Here is a 20,205-nt window from a genome sequence, read left to right as displayed (position 1 = left end):
TGGAAGAGTATGGAGTTTTAAGCCTTATACCCACGCTAGTGGTTTTAGTCATGGCGATTATTACCAGGCGCACGATTGAGTCCCTGTTGACTGGGGCGTTGGTAGGCTTATTAATGTTTCAACCTCTCAATGTTATTACCCAAGGGTCGGATATTCTATTATCGGTATTGGGTAATGACACGGTGACGTGGATTATTCTGGTGTGCGGGCTATTTGGTAGCTTGATTGCCTTGCTGGTAAAAACGGGCGGTGTGTTAAGTTTTGGTGATGCCGTTACCCGACGCATCCATACCCGTCGACAGAGCTTGTTAGCTACCTGGGGGCTGGGACTAATAATTTTTGTCGACGACTATCTCAATGCGCTGACCATTAGCGCTTCCATGAAGAAAGTCACTGATCGCTTTAACATATCCCGCGAGAAGTTAGCGTATATCGTTGATTCTACTGCAGCGCCAATCTGTATTCTTGTACCTTTTTCCACCTGGGCTGTGTTTTTTGCAGGTTTGCTGGAAGAGAACAATGTCGCTGGTAACGGCATGGAGCTGTACATCCAAGCCATACCGTTTATGTTTTACGCTTGGATAGCGGCGGCGCTGGTGCCCTTGGTGGCATTGGGTATTATCCCCAACCTTGGCCCAATGCGAGCAGCTGAGGCCCGTGCTGAAGCTGGCCAGCCGCAACCAGATGGCGCTGACGACAGCGCGCTGGAAATAGAAGACACAGGCAAAAAACGCCCTCATCTGCTCAATTTTCTGCTTCCCATTGCGACGCTGATTTTCTTCACCTGGTATTTTGAGATTGATGTGCTGCGCGGCGTGATTGTGGCGCTTGCAGTGACGCTAGTGCTTATCGCGGTGCAACGGCTGTTAAGCTTCAACGATACGTTTGACACCGCGTTGGATGGCTTCAAAGCCATGATTATGCCACTCGGCACGCTGGTGGCTGGGTTTGTGCTTAAGGAGGTGAATGACCTACTTGGCTTAACCAACTATGTGATCGAGAGCGTTCAGCCTTTAATGACCGCGGGCATGCTACCGGCGGTTGTCTTCGTCACCATGGCCTTTCTCGCTTTTGCGACCGCCTCCTTCTGGGGACTGTTTGCCGTGGCGATGCCTATCGTATTGCCGCTTGCCAGTAGTATGGATGCGCATATGCCGCTCGTTGTGGGGGCTTTAATCTCCGCCAGTGCCTTCGGCAGCCACGCCTGCTTTTACGGCGATTCAACCGTCCTGTCTGCCCAAGGGGCGGGGTGTACGCCAATGGCCCATGCGTTAACGCAACTTCCCTATGTCTTAATAGCCGCTGGCGTGGCAACTGGCTTCTTTATAGTGGTGGGGAATATATGAAACACGCCACTAGCATACCTACAACGGCCACCGAGTCTCTGACGCGCGAGGCAACACCCAAAGCGTTGGGCTTTTCGATGCCGGCAGAGTTTGCCCCTCATGCTGCCTGCTGGATGCTGTGGCCCCAGCGCCCAGATACATGGCGCTATGGTGCAAAACCCGCCCAGCAAGCCTTTGTCGATGTAGCGCTAGCGATTGCCGAGAGTGAGACGGTCTTTGTGGGTGTCAATGATGAGCAGTATGAAAATGCCCGCAATCAGTTGCCTGCGCATATTCGGGTGGTTGAGCTGTCCAGCAATGATGCCTGGATGCGCGATGTCGGGCCCACCTTTATTACCCACCCCGATGGGCGGCTTGCCGTGGTGGACTGGGAGTTCAATGCCTGGGGCGGGTTGAAGGAGGGGCTCTACTTCCCATGGGACAAAGATAAGCGGATTCGTTGTAAAATCAGTGAGATGCTGGGTATTCAGCGCTTCGAGGCCCCACTCGTATTAGAAGGAGGAGCCATTCATGTGGATGGTGAAGGTACGCTCATCACCACAGAAGAGTGCTTGCTGAATCCTAACCGTAATCCGGAGATGAGCCGTGCCACGATCGAATACTGGCTGCAGGAGTATTTAGGTGTCAGTCACATCATCTGGTTACCGCGTGGCTGTTATCTTGACGAGACCGATGGCCATGTGGACAACTTGTGCTGCTTTATTGCTCCTGGCCATGTGGCGCTAACGTGGTGTGAGGATGAGCAGGATCCCCAGGGCGCTATTTGTCGGGAAGCATTGCGTGTGCTGGAAAATGCCACGGATGCTCAAGGCAGACGGCTCACTATCCATAAACTGCCCCAGCCAGGCCCGCTCCATATTGCCGACGATGAAGCCAGTGGGATTGATCGCCTGAACAGCTCGCATCCCCGGTTACCTGGGGATCGCATGGCAGGCTCTTACGTCAACTTTTATATTAGTAACTCGGTCATTGTAATGCCCTTGCTGGATCCTCGTTACGATGAACAGGCTAAAGGCATTCTATCCAGGTTATTTCCCACGAAGAGGGTGATCGGCGTTACGGCAAGGGAAATACTGCTTGGTGGCGGGAACATTCACTGCATCACTCAGCAGCAACCACGCGTGTAGTGCTTCGCAGGGAAAACGCCCTGTTCAGTCACAGGCTGAACAGGGCGCGGGGGGTTACATTTGTCTGTTACTGGATGCGATCATAGCCATTATCCATAAACGGATAGTCGGTGTAGCCCTTCTCATCGCCGCCGTAGAAGGTTTCATGGTTGGGCTCGGTGAGCGGTGCGTTAACGCGGAAGCGTTCCGGTAAATCAGGATTGGCAATATAGGGGCGTCCGAAAGCAACCGCATCCGCAGTGTTTTCACTAATGCGGGCTTCAGCGCGCTCGGCATCGTAATTACCGCAGTAGATCAGGCTGCCGCTAAAACGCTTGCGCAACTGCTCGCGGAAACCGTCAGGGAAGGTGATATCACCACCGGCCCAGTTGGGTTCGTTAAGATGCAGATAGGCAAGGCCGCGCTTTGACAACTGCTCGGCCATGTAGAACGCCATCGCTTCTGGCTCATCGTCGGTCAGGCCAAACAGTTCGATAAACGGCGTCATGCGAATGCCGACCCGGTCAGCGCCATAAATTTCAATCACTGCGTCGACCACTTCCAGCGGGAAGCGGGCGCGGTTTTCCAATGAACCGCCGTACTGGTCGGTACGCTGGTTGGTGCCGGTGGCCAGGAACTGGTTCAGCAGGTAAGCGTTAGCGGCGTGGACTTCGACCATATCGAAACCGGCCCGCTTGGCGCGCACAGCCGCCTGGCGGTAGTCGTCGACAATGCCGGGAATCTCATCGGTTTCCAGCGCGCGCGGTGTGCTGGTAGGGTGCTGGCCTGCGGTGCCATCTTCAAACTCGACGAAACACTGGGCGCCTTCACCTTTGAGTGCACTCGGCGCAACGGGCTGTTGACCATCAGGTTGAACCATTTCGTGGGAAACGCGCCCAACGTGCCACAGCTGCAAGGCAATACGGCCACCCTTGGCGTGTACTGCGTCCACCACACCTTTCCAGCCAGCTTCCTGCTCATCTGTCCAAATGCCAGGTGTATAGACATAGCCACGGGCAGTGGTGGAGATATTGGTGGCTTCGCTAATAATCAGCCCCGCACCCGCACGCTGGCCGTAGTAAGCTTCCTGCATCTTACCCGGGACACTATCTGGCGTACGCGAACGAGTCAGCGGCGCCATGATCACCCGGTTAGGAACCGATAGGCTGCCCATCTGGGTGGGAGTAAACAGTGTTTCGAAAGCCATCAATTGCGCTCCTTTTGAATGCTTCGATGAAATAGTACGCGTTAGAATAGACCAGTTTACTAGCTGACGCCAGCCGGGGGTTTAAAAACCTATTCGTGCGCTAGATAGCTGTCTTTTGCACATCCCAATGTGTGCTCTCTCTGGTAATCTTGTAGCTTATTAGTCAGGAAGTTCTCGTCGGCATGTTAAAAAACGCAACACAACGCCGCCCTTATCGGGTGGCGGAAACCATCAAGTGCTGGATCGTGGATAGGCACCTGAAGCCAGGTGACCGACTACCTAGCGAGTCAGAATTAATGGACACGCTAAATGTGTCGAAAGGCACTGTTCGAGAAAGCACGCGGGTACTGGAAGCCCAGGGGTTGGTTGAAACTCGCACAGGGCCCGGAGGTGGAGCCTTCGTGCGCGAAATGAGTGATGCCAAAGCAGTTTCATTGCTAAGCAATTATCTGTTTTTTAAAGATATTTCAATTAAGGATATTTACCAGATACGTTTGGCGTTAGAGCCTGAGCTAGCCGCCTCGTTGGCGGGCAAGGTGGCCGACAACGATATGGCACGCTTACGTGAAAGTCTGCATAGCTACGCAGACCCTGCGGAGGATAGCGAGACTGAACGTCAGCAGCATCTTGATTCTCTGCATTTTCACCTAATGCTCGCCGAATTAGCCGGGGGAAATCAGCTGCTGACGTTTATTATTCGCTTTACCATACAGGTGCTTTCGGATTTGACGGTTTATCACCGTCTCTATGAGCCTGTTACCCATGATCTAGGGCAGACAGGCTGTCGCTATCATGCAAAAATTTTGGATGCCATTGAGCTAGGCGATGCTGAAAGCGCTTATAGCATCATGCGCGAGCATATGTTGGATGCTCTGCGGGTAATGAATCATCAGGAGGCGCAGGTGCGTAGAGGCTTTCTGCCTGAGCCACTGTTATAACGAGCCACAGTTATCAGTGTTATGGGCGCCCAAGCTGCTGTAAAAATGCCATGATCACTCGTGTCGCCGCTTCGCCATCTGCTGCGCTGATGGCTTCGTCGGGGTGGTGGCTAAGCCCATCTTTGCAGCGCACAAATAGCATCCCTATGTCGGTTAATGCCTGCATCGCTAAACCGTCGTGCCCCGCACCGCTAAATAGCCGCTCTGCAGGTTGGTCTGCATGGGCGCAAGCCTGTTCGAGAGAGGCCATCATCCAGTCTGCACAGGTGACCGCGTCGGCACTGTAGGTGTTTTCCATATCAAGCGCTAAGCTGCGGCGGGTAGCCACTTCCTGTAAGGCAGCTGTTACCGCTTCTCGCCCTCGCTGGCGAATGTTGGCGTCTGGTGAGCGTAGCTCTACTGTGAAAGTTACCTGTGCGGGAATGACGTTGACCGCATTGGGGTGGACGTTGAGCTTGCCGACCACGCCAACCAAGTTGTCGGTACTCTGCAGCACGCTATCGATGGCAAGCACCATTTCCGCCGCGCCTACTAGCGCATCGTAGCGCATGTCCATCGGTGTGGTACCTGCGTGCCCGGCCTTGCCGCTTAGCTTGACCCGGTGGCGTTCGATGCCTGTTAGCGCGGTCACGATTCCCACCGCATGATTACGCTGTTCAAGAATCGGGCCCTGCTCAATATGCACCTCTAAAAAGCCCAGCGTCTTGGCGGGATCGCGGGCAATATGTGGGATATCTTTAGGTGTGCAGCCGAAGGCTATCAACGCCTCTTGCAGTGTGGTGCCCTCGGCATCCTTTGCTTCAAGTTGGTCTGGAGTCACGCTCCCAGCCAGCGCTTTACTGCCAACCAGGGTGGTAGGAAATCGCACGCCCTCTTCGTCGCCAAACGCGACCACTTCAACCCCATAGGGGAGGGTAATTCCTTCGCGTTTCAGCGCTTCAAGTGCCAATAGTGGTAGGGCAACGCCCAACATACCATCGTACTTTCCCCCCTCAATCACCGAGTCCTGGTGGGATCCCATAATGAACGTTTTTTCGCCAGCCTGGGCCTTGGAGCAGCGGCCCACAAGATTACCGGCGGCATCCAGTTGTGGAGTGAGCCCAGCCTGCTCCATCCAATGGCTGATCAGCGGCAGCACATCACGGTGTTCTTGAGAGCAGAATAGCCGTGTGACGCCGGAACCGGGTTCAGAAAACTGGGCGGCTTCGTCCAGGCGGTCGATTAATACTTGCCCTAAGGCGCCTTGGCTAAACGCAGTGTATACAGCGGTGTTGGTCATAAACTCTCCGGTCAGTATTGGCCTGGAAGGCCAGCAAAAGAGTAGGAAAGCTGTTAGCGCAGCGGTAGCTGGCGCCAAAAGGCTTGAAAATCGTCGCCCATAAACTGGTCAGCTAGGCGCTGGAGAGCGCCCACGACGTCTTCCGACCAGTCGACGCGCAAATCAATAGGCGCTTGATGAAACGACTCAATGCGCAGCGCTGCCGAGCGGGCACCGCGCCTATCGCCACCCGCGGTTAGTGCTGCTTCCAGTGCGCCAATGAGATGCGCCAGCAGCTGTTGATCGTGATGGCTGGGGTAGCAGGGCGTCTCGTTACCTTGAATAGCCGCACTGCTATTAGTGGCACTGCGGGTTAAAAATTGGTCTGCGAAGATCTGTACGACGTCGGTGTTCTGCAGCATATTGCCGACGGCAGAAACGCTTGAATAGCAGGCTTCGCCTATCTCGGCCACATTCGCAGCGCCGGAGTGCACCGATGAGCGGCCATATGCATCCATTACCAAGCACTGACGCAGCGCAGAGTCGCTATCTTGGCTAACGGCGGCGCTCAATGCCTGTTGAGCACTGGCGCCAGCGGCAAGGGCTTCGTATACCCGAGCCGGGTACCATGGATTGGTAAACCGCCCCTGGGTAACGCATGCCCCAATACCCCGCCAGCAGTGATGCACATAGCCACCCACCGCCACTCCTCCAGTGGCGGTGATGGTCGCGACGGTGCCCGTGATGGGATGACAGTGAACCAGTGAAAGTGTCATCGCGATTCCCTGTGGTCAGTAGCCCACCAGATGGCCAATCACCAGTCCCACCCAGGCCAGAACATACACCAGTAGCATAAAAGGCATAATCGCCTTCAGCCATTGGGCGTAAGAGACACGACCCAGGGCGAGCATGGCCAGGGTGCCGCCCGATGTTGGTACAATTAGATTCGTTAAGCCGTCGCCAACCTGGAAAGCGGTAATCATCAGTTGACGGCTCATGCCGACAAGATCTGCCACCGGAATTAGAATCGGCATGGTCACTAGCGCCTGGCCAGAGCCAGAAGGGATAAAGAGGTTGATAACACCCTGCACCACACTGGCCATAATCGCGGAAAATATTGACGGAATACCGTCGATCATAGCGCTCAGCGAGTTAACGATGGTGTCGATAATCACGGCTTGCTCAAGAAGAACCTGAATAGAGGCCGCCACCCCGATCACCAGTGCGCCAGCGGTTACGCTGGCGGCGCCCTCCATCATCTGTTTAACAATCCCATTCGCCGAGAGACCATTTAGGGCGCCAATGATGATCGCTAGCAGTAGGAAAGTGCCGGCAATTTCGTTGATGTACCAGCCGCGGGTGAAAACGCCGATAAGCATGGCGATCAAACCACCCACAAACACGACCATGGTGAGAATGTTGCGTTTGGTAAGACGGTATTCATTAAGCGGTTTGCTCAGCGCTTCAGCGTTATCTGGCTCTTCAAACTCCATCTTGACCACTCGCTTGCAGATATATAGGGAAAGCAGTGCAAGCGATGAAACCACCAGTAGTGTACGCAGCCATGCGCCAGAGAACGTCGGAAGCTCTGCAATACCTTGAGCCACCCCAACGGTATATGGATTGATAGGGGAGAGTGCAAAGCCGATCCCGATACCACCAACGGCCATCGCGGTGCCCACCAAACTTGAACAGCCAATGGCACTGGCGATGAGTACCGCAATGGGCACTAGCGCAATGTTATTTTCAAACCCAACGGCGACGCCAAAAAAGCCGTAGATAAAGGTGCCGACGACGATAATCATGTTACGCCGCTCAACCCCAACGCGGTTAACCGCAACGCCAATCGCGTTCTCTAACGCGCCGGTCTTTTGCAGAATATGAAATAGTCCTCCGGCGATAAAAACGATAAATAAGTACTGCGAGGCGGAGATAAGCCCTTCAGGAATCGCCACAAAAATATTGAATAGCGGAATATTGGCGACATCTTCCAAGTAGGCAAAAGAGCCTGGCACGACCACCGTTCGGCCGTCTTGGGTAACACGTTCAAATTCGCCAGCAGGAATAATAAAGGTCAGCAAATACGTAGCGACCAGGATAATAAAGATGAGCACCATGGGGTCGGGAACCGCCTGATACCACTTTTTACGCGAGCCAGAGGCTGCCGCGGAGTGTTGTTCGGCCATGAGGATACCCTTGCTTGTGATGTGTCTCAGCGTAGACGCTCATTGGCGCCTTACTTTGAATTTATCATGATAAATAGCAGGGTCAAGCAGGAGCTATTTTTTAGAAGCAGGGCGAGCTTCGATCAGTCGCCGCTATCGAAACCGGCGTATCGGCGAGTTTTTAAAAGAGCTGGATTTAACTGAAGGACGTTCAACGGGGGTTCCCAAAATTCTTCGGGTGATGAAGGCAAATGGTTCCCCATTGCCGGTGTTCGAAACCGACGATGAACGCAGCTACTTTTTAATTCGTTTACCCGTTCACGAGGGTTTTTTGGTCGGCAAAGAAGCAGTAGATGATGTCACCCCCGGGATTTTACGCCTGCTTGAGTCATTCGAAGGTGAGGCAGGAAGAGCTGACTTGATGGCTGCCTTGAGGCTACAAGCTGAAAAGCACTTCAGAGAACATTATCAGCAAATCGCAATTAAGCAGGGCTTAATAGAGATGACGATCTCGGACAAACCTCGTAGTCGCCTGCAAAAATACCAATTAACCGATCTCGGTAAGCGCGTTCTTGCCACTAAGAATACGCATCAATGAAAACCAGCCCTATCATCTGCCACACTAGCAATCGCCATGAGCGCATACCCACTTGGAGCGAAGAAACGCCAGAGGGTTGGTCAGTGCCACTTCGTCCAAGGCCAGCGCCGCTTGACGGGGGTATCGATCTGCTGGAGCGCGCTAGAGAGCGGCAGCATAATGGCACCCAATTGACGATGGCAGACGGCACTACTGAGTACCCCAGGGCACTGTTTGAGTAGCAGCTCGCACTGCTGGGAGGCGATATAAAGCTGTTCGATAACAGGTGGGGCGAACAGCGGTTTGGCTTGTTGGCAGCAGCGAGTGAGTTCCCGCGAGAGCATTGACAGCATGCTGGTATCGAGCCAGCAGGGCAACGGGTCTTCCAGGCGGCCAGCAATCGAGTGCTGAACCGCTTCAAAAGAGGTGCGCAAAAATATCAACGTTTGGCGGAGTTGGCGCTGCTCACTGGTCATGGTGCTTACCCTTACCTCAAATGATCGTCACCTCATATAGATGAGAGAGCTAAAAATAGTGTTTCTCATTTGCATCTATGCTGACGATAGCGCTACTCCATCGACCTGTCAATACGGTGGCTATAAGGCGCAAGCACCTATGAGTGCGCCTCAAACAGCTGCCAGTCGTTAGTGGTCAGCGGTTTGGCGCCGTTTTCAGTCACCACCACGGTGTCGCTTATGCCTACCCCCCACTGGCCGGGTACGCGCAGGCAGAGTGGCAGGTGGAAAACCATATTGGTTTCAAAGGTGCGGTTCTGGCCTTTGGCGATAAAGCCGGTACCTTCCACCCAGCTAGGTGGAAACTGCGCGCCCACGGCGTAGCCAAATACACCGGAGAAGAAATACTGGTCGCGCTGAGGGGCGAGCAGGGCGTCGGCAGCCTGGGCGGCGTCATCAAAGGTGTTGCCTGGCCGCATGGCGCCGCACAGCGCTTCAAAAATTGAGCGGCATAGATCCCGGGTGGCAGAGAGAGCTAGGCTTGGCACGCCGGTTACCGCGGTGCGCATCATGGGTGCCGTATAGCGTTGATAAGCGGCGCCGAACTCTAAGAAGACCGGCTCATTGGCCTGGATGACACGCCGTTTATGGTTGACATGAATCACGCCAATGCGGTGTCCGCTGGTCACAATGGGCTGCAGGCTCATAAACTCGCTGCCATTTTCGAGCAGCGCTTTGGCTCCCACGGCGGCAATATCGTTATCGGTCATGCCGGGGCGAATGCTCTGTATGGCGATCTCTAAGCCTAGGGCGGTAATTCGTGCGCTCTCTTGCAGCATCTCAAGTTCAGCAGGGCTTTTAACAATTCTGAGGGCATCGACTAACGCGCCTGCCTCGTTAAAGCGTTCACGGCCAATGGTTTGCATCAGCGCATCAATCACTCCAAAACGTAGCCCGCTGCTCCAACCATCTATGCCGATTTTTTGACAGGGGGTAAGAATATCGGCCAACGGTGTGATGATTTCGTCCAGATTTTCCCAGCGATAGCCAATGATCTCATCCACGCGAGCGGTCACCACTGCGGCGCCGGTTTCAATTGAAGCGACTTGCAGCACTAACCGCTCCTGCGTGCAAACCAGGCAGGCGTGAACCGAGACTTCAAAGGTGTGATAGCCGGTGAGGTAATTAATGTCGGCGGGATCGGTAAGCAGCAGAGCATCTAAGCCATGTGCGGTCATTGCCTGACGGATCTTATCCAGGCGTGCCTGATATTCGGCAGCGGGAAAGGGCAGTTCACTCTGGGCGAGCGTTTCCGCAAGGGCTTCGCGGTAGTGGTGATAATCCATAGCGACCTCCATCAATAGGTAAGGTCAGTATAGGCACCAGCTTTAAGCTCGCCGTTATCTCCCTCAACGCTAGCGGGTGAGCAGGAATATCCCCTGAAAGAAGTAGAAGGCTCCAATACCAGTAACGATCCAGCGCGTCCAGGTGCGGAAGTTGGCATCGGTGAGGCGGTGTAAAATGCGGTTGCCGGTGTGGGTGCCAAAGATCGCAAATGGTGCCGCTAACAGCACAATGCCCCATTCGCCGGCGCTAAGCGCCATGGCGGCACCCAGGTAGAAGATGATCTTAATGCTGTGGGCCACTACCTGAATCATCGCCTTGGTGGCCACGACCTGGCGGCGATCCATGCGTGAGCGCACAAAGAATATATCGATTAGCGGCCCTGAAACCCCGGCGGCAATTGTCAAACCGCCAGAGGCGATGCCACAGCACAGCGCATGACTGGCGCGGTTAGCATCCAGGTGAAACCAGCGCTTGGGCATCCATACCAAAATCGGCATTAGGCCAATCAAAATAGATACGCTGGCGGCGTTAGGGCTGTAGTTGAATAGCATCAGCAGGCCAGCAGCGCTCAGCACGCCCAGCGTCATAAACGCGACGATACGCCAGACAATAAAGCGCCGCGATAGCCACGCTCGTGATCCATTCGCGGTGAGCTGTATCACGCCGTGCACCGCCATCGCCGTGCCCGCGGGAAAAATCAGCAGCAAAAACCATAGCAGTACCAAACCGCCCGCCATGCCAAACACACCGGAGAGCATCGAGGTGAAAAACACCACGCTAACCAGTGCCGCACCTATCCATAGTGACATTGTTAAACCCCTTAACTACGGCAAAACGGCCAGACCTGATAAAACTTGCGGCACTGAAACTCTGCTTCGCATGCGTTGAGCTGGGATTGATAGCGGTTCGTGCGGGCCGCTACTTGTCTGCCCGCACTCAATACATGAGGCTTGCCACGGTAAGTGCCTCGTTGGTAGCCGCCCGCGCCTTCGTGGTAGGCGTAGTAGAGATGCTCAGGATTGCTGAGCGATATACCCGCCTGCTGCTGGGATCGGCGGTTGTACCAGCCAATAAAATCGGTGGCGTGTTTCATATGGGTACGCCGGGCGAACAGGCTGCCCGCTTGATCCTCATACTCTTCCCACACAGGGTCTTGGGCCTGGGCGTAGCCCTTAGCAGAAGAGGGGCGTGGGCCGGGGATAAAGCCCAGGTAGTATTTGCGGTCTGGGCGGACATGGCTGCGAAACGATGACTCCTGCTGAATAAAAGACATCTGAGTGGCGATCGGCGTGCCCCACTTCTCCTCTGATTCCTGGGCATAGTCGTACCAACTGGGCTGCTCGCGGAATATTTCGCAGATATTGCTTTGATCCTGGGGCGGGTTGGGCGCAAAGGTGGCGCAGCCAGACAGGAGCAGCACGAAGCTCAGCGTCAGCCACAAGCGTAATGTAGAGACAGCCGACGGGAGAAAGGGCGAGGCGAAAGCAGTCAAACTATCAACAGGGTGACGCATAAAATGTCCTTATAGGTAAGCTCTTCTAGATAGGAGCTTGTGAATAAGTTATTGAGAGCTTGTGGATAAGCTGTGTGATTAATGTTCCACAAGAACTGCTGAGTAACCCAGCCGACTAGCGGAGCAGCGCCTCTAAGCAGCGTCTTAGCCGCTGTGCCTCGCGCACTAAGGTTTCACCCGAAAGCATACCCACGCCCATCACGAGCCCCGAGCGCGAGTCGCCCTTAGCGCATACCGGGCTTAGTGGGCGGACAATCAAATGCTCTTTTAACAGCGTTTGAGCAATCTGCACGTCATTGATATGCGGTTCAAATTCTACGCATAAGCTGATGGCGTTGCTCGGCGGCGAAACGCGGCGCACCTGCGGCAGCGAGCGTAGTTGATCATGCAGCACCTGTTGGCGCCCTAAGTAGTCGCGCTGAATGCGTCGACACCAGGCATCCAAATCGCCATCAAAAATAAACTGTGCCAGCACGGCCTGATCAAGCATGCGCCCTTCGCGGAATAGCTCGCTACGTAGGCGGTTCATTGGTCCCGCTAAGTGGTGCGGAACGACTAAATAACCTAAGCGCAGGCCTGGAAACATCATCTTGGAAAACGAGCCTACCAGCAAGTGACACTCCGAGTGTGGGTCGAAGAGCAGGTTAGGGTGGTCATCGCGGTTAAATTCGTAATCATCTTCGACAATATAAGCAGGCGCTAAGGCATCGCATAAGCGCTGTTTATCCACCGCGCTGGTAGGCACGCTAAGCGGATAGTGGTGCGAGCCGGTCAGGTAGGCCAGTTTGACCGGGCCAGAAGCAGGCGGAAGGGTGTGCCCCTGGCCTGGCAGCCACGCTACGGGTTCGATTTCCAAACCTGCGGCGGTAAAGACATTGCGCGCGCCCCAGTAGCAGGGCGACTCCATGGCAACGGTGTCACCCACATCGGCCAACGCCACGGCGCATAGCTCAATGCCGTTATGGGTGCCGTCGGTGATGATGATCTGCTCTGTGTCGCAATTGATATTGCGCCAGCGCGCCAAAAAATCGCGGATCGCGCGCTTTAACGGCCCGTAGCCACCGGTGGAGTAGGAGAGCAGCAGGGCGTTTTGCGGCACTGTCACGCTGGCGTATAGCTGCCGCCATTTACGCATCGGGAACTGGGCGATATCAGGAATGCCAGGTACGAAGGCGCCACTTTGGATCATGCTCGCGCCTGGGCCATCCAATACCCGCTGGGCGCGCGAGGAGAGCTGCGCATTGCCACGCAGGGGAAGAGTGGGCGTAACCGGCCTACACGTCCAGGTGCCTTGACCATGGGCGGTTTTAAGCAGTGCCTCTGCGAGTAGCGTATGGATCGCCAGCGCCAGGGTTTGGCGAGCAACGCCCAAGGCATCCGCCAACTGGCGGTGGGAGGGCAGCCGCAGCCCGGAAGGCCACTGCTGGGTAATGGCTTGGCGCAAGGCTTGCTCAATACGCACCTGTTTACTCAACCGCTCCGGCTGGAGTGCATAAAGTTGTACAAGTTGGTGCACGACCTCCTTGCGATTCATCTGAATGCCTCCTTAATCCCGCTTGACCCGCTAACGGCGGGCTCTTAGACGAAAGCAGTAGGAAAATATTGCACCCTTTCGGTGCGCCTAAAAAGTGGTCTAGTCGAACCTAAAAGTGGTGCATTCGCGTTTTCTCTCCCGCCTGCTAGCGTGTTGCTATCTTGTTTAGTAAGACCGTTTAAAACGCGGTCGTTAATCAGGATCAGGATACTGCGCCCCTGAGCGCCAACGACAACATCCAATAACTCGCAGGACACTCTACAATGACTACTCCCTCATCAGAACAGGAAGGGCTCGTCCGGGTATTGGCCCGTGGCGATGTATTAGCGCTAGCTTTCGGCGCGATGATCGGCTGGGGCTGGATTGTACTGACCGGCACAGCGATTCAATCCGCTGGCAGTCTAGGTGCCATTATAGCGTTTATTATCGGTGGCTTAGCGATTGTCTTGGTCGGCCTTACCTATGCAGAGCTGGCCGCTGCGATGCCTAAAGTCGGTGGCGAGCACGTTTACAGCTACCGCGCTTTAGGCCACTTGCCTTCATTTTTGTGCACGTGGGCAATTATTCTAGGCTACTTAAGCGTGGTGGCTTTTGAAGCCGTCGCCCTGCCCACGGTTATCGAGCACTTGGCGCCCAACTACGCCGTTGGCCACCTCTGGACAATTGCCGGGTGGGAAGTTAAAGCCACTTGGGTCGCGGTAGGCGTGGGCGGTTCGCTGGCCATGATGGTCATTAACTACTTCGGCGTGACCACCGCTGCGCTGCTGCAAAAAGTTGTCACCGGATTAATTCTGCTGGTGGGGGTGATGTTTGTCACCGGTTCGCTGTTTGAAGGCGAAACCATCAATATGATGCCGCTGTTCACCCAGGCCGATACCGGCGTGGTAGCGGGGATTGTGGCAGTGCTGGTCATGGTGCCGTTCCTGTTTGTGGGTTTTGACGTTATTCCTCAGGCCGCTGAAGAGATTAACCTGCCCTATAAAGCCATCGGCAAAGTGCTGATGATGTCGGTGATTTTGGCCGTAGTGTGGTACGCGCTGATTATTCTGGCCACCAGCTTGGCATTGAATAGCGATGAGTTGGCGGCAAGCTCGCTGAGCGTGCCGGATGCCATGGGCTCGCTGTTTAACGCCGCGTGGGCTAGCAACTTAATGGTCATGGCGGGTATTGCGGGCATCATTACTAGCTGGAATGCCTTCTACATTGGCGGCTCTCGGGCGATTTACGCGCTGGCGAAAGCCGGTATGCTGCCTGCCCCATTCGCCAAGCTGCACCCGCGCTACAGAACCCCGACCAATGCCATCTTTATGATGGGTTTTCTCTCCTGCATCGCGCCCTTCTTTGGACGCCCTGCGCTAGTGTGGATCGTTAACGCCGGTGGCTTAGGCATCGTTTTGGCCTACCTGTTTGTGGCGATCTCCTTTGTGGTGCTTCGGGTGCGCGAGCCGGATATGCCCCGCCCATTCAAAGTGAGTAACGGCAAACTGTGCGGCACCCTAGCCATCATTCTGTCCTTTGGAATGGCATGCCTCTACCTACCGGGTAGCCCTGCGGCGCTAAGCGGTGCGGAGTGGACTATTTTTGCTGGTTGGGCGGCGCTAGGTATTGTGCTGTATGTGCATGCACTGCGCACCTACGGGCGTGAGTACAGCGACCGCCATATGAAAGTGGATCTGTAAGCCTCTAACAGCGTTACTCAGGAGAATAATATGAGCTTTATTGAACAGTGGTTGCACGATGGCGTCGCTGGCCTGATCGGCGATGAGTGGCGCGCAGGGAAACAGACATTTGCGGTCGATAATCCCGCCACCGGCGAAACGATTGCCCGCGTAGCCGACATGGGCGCGGATGATGCCCGTGACGCAGTGGCCGCCGCTTATAACGCGGGTGCCAGCTGGCGCGCGACACCTGTGAAGCAGCGCTCGGCGGTACTGCGTCGCTGGTTTGAACTGATCATTGAGCACGCCGACGACTTGGCCCGCCTTATGACCTTAGAGCAGGGCAAGCCGCTGGCAGAAGCCAAAGGTGAAGTGGTCTACGGCGCCTCATTTATCGAGTTCTTCGCCGAAGAAGCTAAGCGCATGGCCGGTGAAACCCTGCCCAGCCACGGTGCTGACAAACGCCTGCTGGTGCTGCGCGAACCGGTGGGCGTGGTCGCTGCGATTACCCCCTGGAACTTCCCGCTGGCGATGATTACCCGCAAGTGCGCCCCGGCCCTGGCCGCTGGCTGCACCGTGGTGATCAAACCTGCCGAAGCCACGCCGTTAACGGCCCTGGCCGCTGCCTATCTGGCGCTTGAGGCTGGACTGCCCGCCGGTACGATTAACGTCATTACCGCCTCAAAACCGGCGGCGGTGGGTGAGGTGCTCACCACCGATTCACGGGTGCGCAAAGTTTCGTTCACCGGCTCGACCCCGGTGGGCAAACACCTGCTTGCCCAGTGCGCCAGCACGGTGAAGAAAACCGCCATGGAGCTGGGCGGCAACGCGCCGTTTATCGTCTTTGACGACGCCGATGTAGATGCCGCCGTCGACGGTGCCATTGCCTCCAAATTCCGCAACGCCGGGCAAACCTGCGTGTGTACCAACCGCTTTCTGGTGCAGGACGGCATTTACGACACCTTTGTCGCTAAGCTCACCGAGCGTGTGAACGCGTTAAAAGTCGGTGACGGCCTGGCGGACGGCAGTATCATCGGCCCGCTGATCAATCAGGCGGCGGTAGATAAAGTGCAACGCCACGTAGACGACGCGTTGAACCAAGGCGCGCGGCTACTCTGCGGTGGCAAGCCCCACGCCGCAGGCGAGCGCTTCTTCACGCCCACGGTACTGGCGGATGTCACCACCAAAATGGCCGTAGCCGACGAAGAAACGTTTGGCCCGGTAGCGCCGGTGTTCCGTTTCCAGCGCGATGAAGAAGCCATCGCCATGGCTAACGATACGCCGTTTGGTCTGGCGGCCTACTTCTACGCCACGGATTATCGCCGCATCTGGCGCACCATGGAGCAGTTGGAGTACGGCATGGTCGGCGTCAACGAAGGGCTAATCTCCACCGAATTGGCGCCGTTTGGCGGCGTAAAAGAGTCCGGGCTGGGCCGTGAAGGCTCCCACCACGGTCTCGACGAATTCACCGAGCTGAAATATGTCTGCGTTGGCGGTCTTTAAAGAGAAAATGATGACTAACCAAGAACTGAACGAGCTAAAAAACCGCTACGTAGCCAACGGGGCCGCCACGCCGACCACCCAGTTTGCCGAGCGCGCTGAAAACGCCGAGCTATGGGACGCCGACGGCAACCGCTGGATCGACTTCGCGGGCGGTATCGGCGTGCTGAACCTGGGCCACCGCCACCCGAAAATCGTTGCTGCTGTAGAAGCACAGCTGAAAAAAGTCATGCACACCAGCGCGGCGGTCATCTCCTACGCCCCTTACGTGCAGCTGTGCCAAAAGCTGTGTGAATTGAGCCCGGTGCGCGGCCCCGAGCGCAAGGCGATGCTGGTCAACACTGGTGCCGAAGCGCTGGAAAATGCCGTGAAGATTGCCCGTGCAGCCACTGGCCGCACTGGCATTATCACCTTTGACGGTGCCTTCCACGGCCGCACCATGATGACCCTGGCGATGACCGGCAAGGTGCTGCCCTACAAGAACGACTTCGGCCCGATGCCGGGCGACGTGTTCCGCGCACCGTTCCCCAACCCGCTGCACGGTATCAGCGAAGAGGCCTCGCTCAACGCCATTCGCACGCTGTTCAAAACCGATATTGCCCCGCACCGCACGGCGGCCATCGTGATTGAACCGGTACAGGGCGAAGGCGGTTTCTATATCGCCTCACCGGACTACCTGAAAGCGCTACGCGCCCTGTGTGACGAGCACGGCATTCTGCTGATCGCCGATGAAGTGCAGTCCGGGTTCGCCCGCACCGGCAAGCTGTTTGCGCTGGAACACAGCGGCATTGAGGCGGATATTCTCACCACCGCCAAGAGCCTGGCCAACGGCATGCCGCTCTCGGCCGTGGTAGGTTCCGCCAAGGTGATGGACGCCTCTGGCCCCAACTCGCTAGGCGGCACCTACAGCGGCAACCCGCTCTCCTGCGCGGCTGCCCTGGCGGTGATTGAGGTAATCGAAGAGGAAAACATCCTGGCCCGCAGCGAGCAGATGGGCAAGATGCTGGCCGAACGCTTTGCCGTATGGGAAGAACGCTTCCCCGCCGTTGCCCATAGCCGCCAACTAGGCGCCATGGCGGCGTTTGAACTGCTCGATAGCCACGGCAAGCCAGATACGCAGATGACCGGCGCGCTATGTGCCAAAGCTCGCGAGAAAGGCCTGATCCTGCTTTCCTGTGGGTTCTACGGCAACAGCATCCGTATTCTGGTGCCGCTAACGGTATCGTCTGCGGTGTTGGAGGAAGGCTTGAGCATTATTGAGCTGTCTTTGGAAGCGCTTAGTTAATAGCGTTTAGGCAGTACCAAGCCCGCCCTCGTCAATTAGCGCAAGCTGTTGGCGAGGGCGGTTTTTTATGCGTTGAAAGCCCAATTCTGAGTCAATTAGCCGCCCTAAGCACCTTGTGCTAAGCTGAATTTGGTACGGTGAATGAGAAAATAGTAGGACAGATAACCTTCCAACGTGGAGGTGTTGGCAAATGCAGCAGATGTGCGAGTTTTAGATATGCACCCTAATAAATATAAGAATCATAGGTTTGGGAGGTTGTGGCAGGCTTTTTTTTCGGACAATCATGTCGGCGCGTTCATTCAATCATAGGATGCGCTGTCTAGTATCTGTTAGTTCAAGGAGGAGAATTAGTTGTGTCGCTAATGACTATTTTATTGTTCATACCAGCATGCTTTGCTTTGAACATGGCACCTGGACCAAACAATCTGCTGTCAATGGCTAATGCGAAGCGGTACGGCGTTAGAACTGCCTGCTATGCTGGGGTCGGTCGCCTTGTTGCATTCGTGGGTATGATTACTCTTGCGGCAACAGGGCTCGCAACCGTGTTACACACATCCGAAAAGTTATTTCTTATGATAAAGGTTGGCGGAGGCCTTTATCTGCTTTGGATTGCTTTTCAATTGTGGACTGCAGATCCTTCGGACAGTGGCAACGAAGCGCTCGGAGGAAGGAGCTTGTTCCAATTAGGGCGGCAAGAGTTTCTTCTCGCAGCTGGAAATCCCAAGGCTATTTTGATTTTTACAGCTTTTTTGCCTCAGTTTGTTGACCCCACTGGTTATGTAGGATTTCAGTTTTTGGTGCTAGGTATCCTGTTCTTGATGCTTGAATGGTTAGCAATTGCTGGGTATGCATTTTTTGGCAAAGCATTGCGGCATTGGTTCTCTCGACCTTCGATGCGTCGCGTGTTTAATCGGATTTGCTCGGGGTTGCTTGGCAGTGCTGGCATTGGGCTTTTACTGGCTCGTCGTGAATGAACTAACAAAGCAATTAAACTCGCTCTCTGCGGTCGCCGGACGCTCGTTCCTCGCGCCGTTTTTTGTGGGCGTTGGGTGGCCGTCTAATAGGAGGATTTGATGTCTATTGATCCGATTGCAGTATGGGCGAATATGAAGTTGAAAATCTGGCCTGAACGGTACTGGATGTTAGATCTAGGAGATGCATCTGCCTCTGCTGCCGCTAGCGTGTTCATCGAATTTGATGACCGCTACAGCTGTTTGATTCGCGACCAAGCGGGTGTGTCAGCCATTGTCGAGGAAACAGCATTTGAACGCTTAAAATCCGAAGTGACTGTCAGGGAGTACTTCGGTCCGTTCCGGGTCGTTTCAACGGATGGAGACCTTCCATTCGACGTCATCGGATTCCTTCGTCCTGTTTTAGAATTGCTAAATAATGAAGGGATCAAGGCTGGTCCCCAATGCGGTGCCGTGTTTGATCACCTGTTCATTTACGAACGGGATATTGAGCGTGCAAACACTCTGCTAGAGGATTTCATTAGTAAGGCTCGGGATCGATGATCCTACCCAACAATTCACGTCACGCGGATGACCCTTACTCCGCTTCGCTTTATAAGGGCCACTGATGCGCTTCGGCGCTGGGCGACAAGAAGTTGGGCATTGCTCCGGTGCAGCAGAATGGTATGATAATTTCATACACTTAATGTTTCAGGAGCTCCAGCGATGAGCATGCATCGGAAAACCATCACGCTGACTGAACAACAAGACGACTGGGTGAAAGGCCAAATTGCAAGCGGTCACTTTGGTAATGATAGTGAGTATATCCGCGATCTTATCCGAAAAGATCAGCAGGCCAAAGAACGTCTTGCCACGCTTCGGCAGGCCCTCGCTGAGGGTGAGTCAAGCGGTAAACCGAAGTTGCTCGATATATCGGCAATCAAAGCGGCTGGCCGTGAGCGCATGAAGGTGGCTGATTAGTGCTTAAGCTGAGCGTCACGCCAAAGGCGGAATCAGACTTGATCGGGATTTGGATTTACACCTGTGAAGAATGGGGGGCTGAGCAGGCGGATAAATACTTAGATCAGTTGGAGGTAGGAATGAGACGGCTGATTGAACATCCATCGCTTGGCTCGGACTATGCCCATGTTTTTCCTGGGTATCGCAGATTGCAGATCGAGCATCATGCTGTTTTTTATCGAGTGCTTGAACCGGAGGTGCTAGTTGTTCGTGTACTGCACGAGGATATGGATGCCCCTGAAAGACTTCTCGATTAGTGGCAGCTGTTTTGGCGCAGTGGCGGTTTTCGGGAGGATCACCGGAGGCTTATCTTGAATTATTAGGGATGAAGAAAAGCGGTAAGTCA

The 20,205-nt window shown here is 55.1% G+C and carries 20 protein-coding genes; 11 read left to right on the top strand and 9 right to left on the bottom strand.

Annotation, left to right across the window (positions count from 1 at the left end):
• The first annotated feature begins 50 nt into the window (after positions 1-50).
• Together QT231_RS08070 and aguA are read left to right on the top strand one after the other, a co-directional pair.
• Positions 51-1,346 (top strand): Na+/H+ antiporter NhaC family protein, encoded by a 1,296-nt coding sequence (locus QT231_RS08070; RefSeq protein WP_308336401.1) that lies wholly within the window; start codon positions 51-53, stop codon positions 1,344-1,346.
• Complete coding sequence (gene aguA / locus QT231_RS08065; protein ID WP_308336400.1) at positions 1,343-2,473, top strand: agmatine deiminase; 1,131 nt, start codon at positions 1,343-1,345, stop codon at positions 2,471-2,473. Before QT231_RS08070 ends, aguA begins: the two co-directional genes overlap by 4 nt.
• Positions 2,474-2,540: 67 nt before the next feature.
• Here the strand turns inward: aguA and QT231_RS08060 are convergent, their stop codons facing one another.
• Positions 2,541-3,659: an alkene reductase gene (locus QT231_RS08060; protein WP_308336399.1), complete on the bottom strand. Its 1,119-nt coding sequence runs from the start codon at positions 3,657-3,659 to the stop codon at positions 2,541-2,543.
• Positions 3,660-3,841: 182 nt separating this feature from the next.
• Here QT231_RS08060 and QT231_RS08055 point away from each other — a divergent pair, with 182 nt between their 5' ends.
• Positions 3,842-4,597 (top strand): FCD domain-containing protein, encoded by a 756-nt coding sequence (locus QT231_RS08055; protein ID WP_308336398.1) that lies wholly within the window; start codon positions 3,842-3,844, stop codon positions 4,595-4,597.
• A gap of 19 nt (positions 4,598-4,616) precedes the next feature.
• Here the strand turns inward: QT231_RS08055 and QT231_RS08050 are convergent, their stop codons facing one another.
• From QT231_RS08050 to QT231_RS08040, 3 genes are read right to left on the bottom strand one after another with little or no spacing between them, the layout of a single operon-like run.
• A complete protein-coding gene (locus tag QT231_RS08050) occupies positions 4,617-5,876 on the bottom strand; it encodes an allantoate amidohydrolase (RefSeq protein ID WP_308336397.1) in 1,260 nt (419 codons plus the stop codon).
• 53 nt (positions 5,877-5,929) lie between these two features.
• Positions 5,930-6,631: a DUF1028 domain-containing protein gene (locus QT231_RS08045; protein WP_308336396.1), complete on the bottom strand. Its 702-nt coding sequence runs from the start codon at positions 6,629-6,631 to the stop codon at positions 5,930-5,932.
• A gap of 15 nt (positions 6,632-6,646) precedes the next feature.
• Positions 6,647-8,041 carry a TIGR00366 family protein gene (locus QT231_RS08040; RefSeq protein ID WP_308336395.1) on the bottom strand — a complete coding sequence of 465 codons (1,395 nt, stop codon included), beginning with the start codon at positions 8,039-8,041 and terminating at the stop codon, positions 6,647-6,649.
• 73 nt (positions 8,042-8,114) lie between these two features.
• On the opposite strand from QT231_RS08040, the gene QT231_RS08035 reads away from it, so the two are divergent.
• Complete coding sequence (locus QT231_RS08035) at positions 8,115-8,618, top strand: Fic family protein (protein ID WP_308336485.1); 504 nt, start codon at positions 8,115-8,117, stop codon at positions 8,616-8,618.
• An 80-nt stretch (positions 8,619-8,698) separates the two neighbouring features.
• On the opposite strand, the gene QT231_RS08030 is transcribed toward QT231_RS08035, so the two are convergent.
• From QT231_RS08030 to QT231_RS08010, 5 genes are all read right to left on the bottom strand, one after another.
• Complete coding sequence (locus tag QT231_RS08030; protein WP_064235385.1) at positions 8,699-9,073, bottom strand: hypothetical protein; 375 nt, start codon at positions 9,071-9,073, stop codon at positions 8,699-8,701.
• 137 nt (positions 9,074-9,210) lie between these two features.
• Positions 9,211-10,398 (bottom strand): Xaa-Pro peptidase family protein, encoded by a 1,188-nt coding sequence (locus QT231_RS08025; RefSeq protein WP_308336394.1) that lies wholly within the window; start codon positions 10,396-10,398, stop codon positions 9,211-9,213.
• Positions 10,399-10,467: 69 nt separating this feature from the next.
• Entirely contained in the window at positions 10,468-11,208 is a 741-nt protein-coding gene (locus QT231_RS08020; RefSeq protein ID WP_308336393.1) for a sulfite exporter TauE/SafE family protein, read from the bottom strand.
• Positions 11,209-11,219: 11 nt separating this feature from the next.
• Positions 11,220-11,912 (bottom strand): lysozyme-like domain containing protein, encoded by a 693-nt coding sequence (locus tag QT231_RS08015; protein ID WP_308336392.1) that lies wholly within the window; start codon positions 11,910-11,912, stop codon positions 11,220-11,222.
• 115 nt (positions 11,913-12,027) lie between these two features.
• Entirely contained in the window at positions 12,028-13,446 is a 1,419-nt protein-coding gene (locus QT231_RS08010; protein ID WP_308336391.1) for a PLP-dependent aminotransferase family protein, read from the bottom strand.
• A 263-nt stretch (positions 13,447-13,709) separates the two neighbouring features.
• On the opposite strand from QT231_RS08010, the gene QT231_RS08005 reads away from it, so the two are divergent.
• The 7 genes from QT231_RS08005 (at position 13,710) to QT231_RS07975 (ending at position 20,116) form a co-directional block, all read left to right on the top strand.
• Positions 13,710-15,125, top strand: a complete 1,416-nt coding sequence (locus tag QT231_RS08005) for an APC family permease (protein WP_064235374.1) — start codon at positions 13,710-13,712, stop codon at positions 15,123-15,125.
• 30 nt (positions 15,126-15,155) lie between these two features.
• On the top strand, positions 15,156-16,607 hold the full coding sequence (locus QT231_RS08000) for an NAD-dependent succinate-semialdehyde dehydrogenase (RefSeq protein WP_308336390.1): 1,452 nt from the start codon (positions 15,156-15,158) through the stop codon (positions 16,605-16,607).
• A 10-nt stretch (positions 16,608-16,617) separates the two neighbouring features.
• Positions 16,618-17,889, top strand: a complete 1,272-nt coding sequence (gene gabT, locus QT231_RS07995; protein ID WP_308336389.1) for a 4-aminobutyrate--2-oxoglutarate transaminase — start codon at positions 16,618-16,620, stop codon at positions 17,887-17,889.
• Between the two features lie 353 nt (positions 17,890-18,242).
• On the top strand, positions 18,243-18,863 hold the full coding sequence (locus QT231_RS07990) for a LysE family translocator (RefSeq protein WP_308336388.1): 621 nt from the start codon (positions 18,243-18,245) through the stop codon (positions 18,861-18,863).
• Positions 18,864-18,962: 99 nt separating this feature from the next.
• Positions 18,963-19,403: a hypothetical protein gene (locus tag QT231_RS07985; protein ID WP_308336387.1), complete on the top strand. Its 441-nt coding sequence runs from the start codon at positions 18,963-18,965 to the stop codon at positions 19,401-19,403.
• Between the two features lie 162 nt (positions 19,404-19,565).
• Positions 19,566-19,820 (top strand): type II toxin-antitoxin system ParD family antitoxin, encoded by a 255-nt coding sequence (locus QT231_RS07980; RefSeq protein WP_308336386.1) that lies wholly within the window; start codon positions 19,566-19,568, stop codon positions 19,818-19,820.
• Positions 19,820-20,116, top strand: coding sequence for a type II toxin-antitoxin system RelE/ParE family toxin (locus tag QT231_RS07975; protein WP_308336385.1), 297 nt, complete (start codon positions 19,820-19,822; stop codon positions 20,114-20,116). Before QT231_RS07980 ends, QT231_RS07975 begins: the two co-directional genes overlap by 1 nt.
• Positions 20,117-20,205: the final 89 nt, after the last annotated feature.

The sequence above is a fragment of the Halomonas sp. SpR1 genome (assembly GCF_031010175.1).
In the GTDB taxonomy this organism is placed as follows: Bacteria; Pseudomonadota; Gammaproteobacteria; order Pseudomonadales; family Halomonadaceae; genus Vreelandella.
The sequence above is the reverse complement of the archived record's forward strand: the minus strand, read 5'-3'. Positions and strand labels throughout refer to the sequence as shown.

Bases quoted from the DNA above. Each gene is read 5' to 3' on its own strand.
- QT231_RS08000 (WP_308336390.1), top strand. From the start codon at position 15,156: ATGAGCTTTATTGAACAGTGGTTGCACGATGGCGTCGCTGGCCTGATC.
- QT231_RS08070 (WP_308336401.1), top strand. From the start codon at position 51: ATGGCGATTATTACCAGGCGCACGATTGAGTCCCTGTTGACTGGGGCG.
- QT231_RS07980 (WP_308336386.1), top strand. From the start codon at position 19,566: ATGAGCATGCATCGGAAAACCATCACGCTGACTGAACAACAAGACGAC.
- QT231_RS08010 (WP_308336391.1), bottom strand. From the start codon at position 13,446: ATGAATCGCAAGGAGGTCGTGCACCAACTTGTACAACTTTATGCACTC.
- QT231_RS08020 (WP_308336393.1), bottom strand. From the start codon at position 11,208: ATGTCACTATGGATAGGTGCGGCACTGGTTAGCGTGGTGTTTTTCACC.
- QT231_RS07985 (WP_308336387.1), top strand. From the start codon at position 18,963: ATGTCTATTGATCCGATTGCAGTATGGGCGAATATGAAGTTGAAAATC.
- QT231_RS08015 (WP_308336392.1), bottom strand. From the start codon at position 11,912: ATGCGTCACCCTGTTGATAGTTTGACTGCTTTCGCCTCGCCCTTTCTC.
- QT231_RS08040 (WP_308336395.1), bottom strand. From the start codon at position 8,041: ATGGCCGAACAACACTCCGCGGCAGCCTCTGGCTCGCGTAAAAAGTGG.
- QT231_RS08045 (WP_308336396.1), bottom strand. From the start codon at position 6,631: ATGACACTTTCACTGGTTCACTGTCATCCCATCACGGGCACCGTCGCG.
- QT231_RS08060 (WP_308336399.1), bottom strand. From the start codon at position 3,659: ATGGCTTTCGAAACACTGTTTACTCCCACCCAGATGGGCAGCCTATCG.
- QT231_RS08005 (WP_064235374.1), top strand. From the start codon at position 13,710: ATGACTACTCCCTCATCAGAACAGGAAGGGCTCGTCCGGGTATTGGCC.
- aguA (WP_308336400.1), top strand. From the start codon at position 1,343: ATGAAACACGCCACTAGCATACCTACAACGGCCACCGAGTCTCTGACG.
- QT231_RS08050 (WP_308336397.1), bottom strand. From the start codon at position 5,876: ATGACCAACACCGCTGTATACACTGCGTTTAGCCAAGGCGCCTTAGGG.
- QT231_RS08025 (WP_308336394.1), bottom strand. From the start codon at position 10,398: ATGGATTATCACCACTACCGCGAAGCCCTTGCGGAAACGCTCGCCCAG.
- gabT (WP_308336389.1), top strand. From the start codon at position 16,618: ATGACTAACCAAGAACTGAACGAGCTAAAAAACCGCTACGTAGCCAAC.
- QT231_RS08055 (WP_308336398.1), top strand. From the start codon at position 3,842: ATGTTAAAAAACGCAACACAACGCCGCCCTTATCGGGTGGCGGAAACC.
- QT231_RS08030 (WP_064235385.1), bottom strand. From the start codon at position 9,073: ATGACCAGTGAGCAGCGCCAACTCCGCCAAACGTTGATATTTTTGCGC.